We start from the raw sequence: 3,718 nt of genomic DNA on the forward strand, positions 1-3,718 counted from the left end.
ATCTGAAGGATGGCTCAAGCACCGCGTTCACGCTTCGTACCTACATCTTCATTTTGGTGCTAGTCCAGAAATTCCAGAGCGGTTTTTGCACCATTGTTCTGACTTTTTCGACTATTAGCCAACAGAGGTAGTCTAGCTAATCAGGTGCTATATGTCGTGCAGCACGCTATGGCCAGCTAAATCCTAAAGTAGGTAAGCCAATCATAACTAAGCGATCGTTCTAAAGCTTTACTTAGGGAGTCCAGCCAAACACAAAGCTATTGTGGTCTTTGCCATTGTAGGCGTAAGCGTCAAATTTAATATCATAATTATGTTCTATTGTCAAGAGTACTAAATAATTTTCAATATCTTTGTCTTGTGTTGATAGTAGCGATCGCCGAAATTATCAATCTCTGCCATTAGGCGCAAACTACTGCTATGCCTAAAGCAAGCGATCGAAAATAACCCTAAGCCTCAACTTCTGAGTAGCGTAGGGCTTGCGAGCGAAAAGACAAAATAAAGATAGCTATCCTTTTGATTTTTCCACGCTCCTATTCAACTTTATTTCTTAGCATAGACCCATTGTGTATTATTATATACAGATTTACTTTACATTAAAACTGTTCTTTTGGTAGAAAACAATCCTGTTCTTGCGGTAGAAATTTAGTAAAACTAAAGCAGTTACCTTGCTTATTAAGGACAACAATTTAAAAACATACCGATAACATGAGCGAAAAGATTAATTATGGCAACCGTTGCCACATAAATCAAGCGAATAAAAATCAGGAACTGTATTTCATAGCTGCTTTTGCGCTGCTCCAAGGTGAGCGAAAAAATTCCACTCGATATCCTAACAATTTTTTTGCGGAAAGGATAGGCTAAATACCGAGTATGCGTACAGCAGGCAGCAGCACAAAGATAATATTGTATGAAGAAGAAATTCAAGGAGAGATAAACAGATGTATATCTTTAAGCAAACCCACCAACCAAAAGTAAAACCGATGAGATCGCGCTTATCCCACCCAGCGCCATCTCCCCTTGCGGAACCTTTGATAAAGCACATAGAGCCAATCGAAACTCAGTCCAAAGAAAAAAACAGGTATAGTAGCGGACTAATCTCAAACAAATCAGGAGTAGAAATGCAGCATACCGATCCTGGGAAAAGCTTTCATCCTGATAATTTAGATTTGTCATTGGCCGAAACTTTAAATATTGCTGCGCCAAATGACGCAGTAAATGCTGGCGAGATTGCCGATTTTAATCGTTCAAATCGCGGTCGAATAGCGGTGTTTATTGATGGTTCTAATCTATTCTATGCAGCTTTAGAAATAGGTGTTGAAATTGACTATCTCAAACTACTTTGCTATTTAACCGATGGTTCTCCCCTGTTGCGCTGTTTCTTTTACACCGGAGTAGATCCCACAAACGAAAAGCAACATGGTTTTTTATATTGGATGCGTCGTCATGGCTATCGCCTGATCACCAAAGATATAATTCAACTCCCAGACGGCTCTAGAAAAGGTAACCTAGATGTAGAAATAGCTGTAGATATGGTTACTTTAGCAGATTATTACGATACTGCTATTTTAGTCAGCGGTGATGGCGATTTAGCCTATGCGGTGAATGCGGTTAGTTACCGGGGAGCAAGAGTGGAAGTGGTAGGGTTGCGCTCTATGACTAGCGAAAGCTTACTCAATGTTGCCGATCGTTACATCGATCTTGATACCATCAAAGAAGATATCCAAAAGTCTTCCGGAGGAGGGTACAACCATCGCTCTTTATCTGGTACTAAACTAACAGAGGCAATCAAAGATGAAACTAAGTCAAATGGTTTTGAGTAGGTTTTGATTTTAATAGCTATTGATGATTTCGCAAAAAATTGTTGAAAAAACATTTGGTGTAAGCTATGGGTAGAGGTTTTCAAGAATAGGAAACCTTTACCTTAACAAGCGCGTCATTCACTTTATTTTAAGCAGAATTGCTCCCTGTATTTACAGCGTAAAAATACAGGTTTTTGAGAAAAAAACGAAAAATTTATTTCGAGCTAAAGAATGACTTTATTTATATCTAAAGTATAAGTGGAAGCCAAAATAAATTTGTTACTTTTAATACAAAAAAAATTCAAGATGGCTTGATAAGCTATCTTATAGCATTAGCTTTGCCAACTAAAATTAGGCTTGTACTACTTTTGTACGCAGAGCCATATCTTCAGATAGAGGAATATGTCGAAACAGAATGATACATTTTAAATCAAATACCACCACAAGTGGTTATTGTTATCTTCAGCCCAGCGTAACGGCAAACATCTGTTTTGACAATGCGATCGGCTATTTACTAAGCGTTAGGTGCTTGGGCAGGCTAACGCCAATTACAAACTAGCGAGATTGCAACAATTTCAACTACTAATCGAGGCTTGGAATATGAATCAAGTTGTCAAGGTTGTCCATTATCCTGATGTTTCCGACAGCAATGTAGCTACTCAGTTTTATCGAGAAATTGAGGATATTGTTAAGGCAGGAGCCAGTATTGTTTTGCTCGATCTGAAGAATCTAACATCTATTACCGGCTCAGGGTTAATGGCTCTAGTCGAGGTTTTCAAATTGATTCGCTCTGCTGGGTGCAAGGTTTTCATTTGCTCTTTAAACGATCAAGTCAGGATTTTATTTGAACTTACTGGTTTGGATCGAGTTCTTGAAACTTTTTCTAGTTTGGATGAATTTTATAGCTCCATGCTGCAAAAAAAATAGTCTGTCGTTAATTTAGGGCCGACCCGCAGACTAATCTACTTTAGCATTGGCTGCCAAATAAACAAATATCAGTTGTCAAGCAGAAAAGTTGCAAAGTTAAGAATAACTAGCCGACTTTCTAACTTGACAACAACTTAAAAAGCATCTATTTACTAAGGAATCGGCACGCTTAATTTCAAATTGTAAATTTAGATTACGAGTGAAAAATTAAACATCTAAAATTTAACGCCTGAAATTACTCTATACCGATCGCAATTAGCAATTAGCTTAAGCCTGAGTGCTTGCAAAAAGCCGCAAATCGCAGACAAAGTTAGTGAGCGGACAGGATACGATCGGTTTCCCGGGCTGCATAGCTGGATCGGGCATAATAGTTTTATCGAGCTTTGCACCTGTGAGATTGGCATTGTCGAGATTTGCGCCGCGCAAGTCTGCCTCTGTTAAATCTGCACCGCTCAAATTTGCCCAACGTAAATCTGCTCCTGTCAAATTAGCTTGAGTTAAATTAGCTTCACCTATGCTCGCTCCCCACAGCTTTGCTTCACTTAAATTGGCTGCAAAAAGATTGGCTCCAATCAGTGATGCCTCTACCAACTTAGCTTTTCTGAGGTCGGCTTCGTTCAAATCTGCATCGCACAGAGAAGCAGCCCAGAGGTTGGCATTACATAACGTAGCTTTCCAGAGGGAAGCTCCACACAAGTTGCTCAGCATTAAGTTAGCTTCATTCAACTTTGCTTTAAATAAATTTGCTTCGCGCAAGTCTGCTTCGCGCAGGTAAGCTTGATACAAATCGGCATAACTTAAGTCCGCGTAATTCAGTAAAGCTTTATAAAGATTGGCTTCAGAGAAATTAACATTAATCAGTGTGGTTCCACTTAAGTTTGCTGCTTGAAAATAGAATCCCGTAAAGTCGCTAAGTAGTCGGACAAAAGTAATCGACACTGTATGAACTTTTGTTAAGGCACTTGCAGGAGTGCGATCGCTACCCACGGATA

Annotated in this window: 3 protein-coding genes; 2 read left to right on the top strand and 1 reads right to left on the bottom strand. The window is 39.3% G+C overall.

Annotated elements, in window-relative coordinates; translation table 11 throughout:
• Positions 1–1,190 precede the first annotated feature (1,190 nt).
• Positions 1,191–1,820: an NYN domain-containing protein gene (locus H6S82_RS23520; protein WP_322111976.1), complete on the top strand. Its 630-nt coding sequence runs from the start codon at positions 1,191–1,193 to the stop codon at positions 1,818–1,820.
• 579 nt (positions 1,821–2,399) lie between these two features.
• Positions 2,400–2,726 carry an STAS domain-containing protein gene (locus H6S82_RS23525; protein WP_191056795.1) on the top strand — a complete coding sequence of 109 codons (327 nt, stop codon included), beginning with the start codon at positions 2,400–2,402 and terminating at the stop codon, positions 2,724–2,726.
• 267 nt (positions 2,727–2,993) lie between these two features.
• Here the strand turns inward: H6S82_RS23525 and H6S82_RS23530 are convergent.
• On the bottom strand, positions 2,994–3,718 hold a 725-nt coding region (locus H6S82_RS23530), incomplete at its 5' end, for a pentapeptide repeat-containing protein (RefSeq protein WP_191056796.1).

Origin of the sequence: Planktothrix sp. FACHB-1355 (assembly GCF_014748295.1) — a bacterium.
Lineage (GTDB): Bacteria > Cyanobacteriota > Cyanobacteriia > Cyanobacteriales > Aerosakkonemataceae > Aerosakkonema > Aerosakkonema funiforme_A.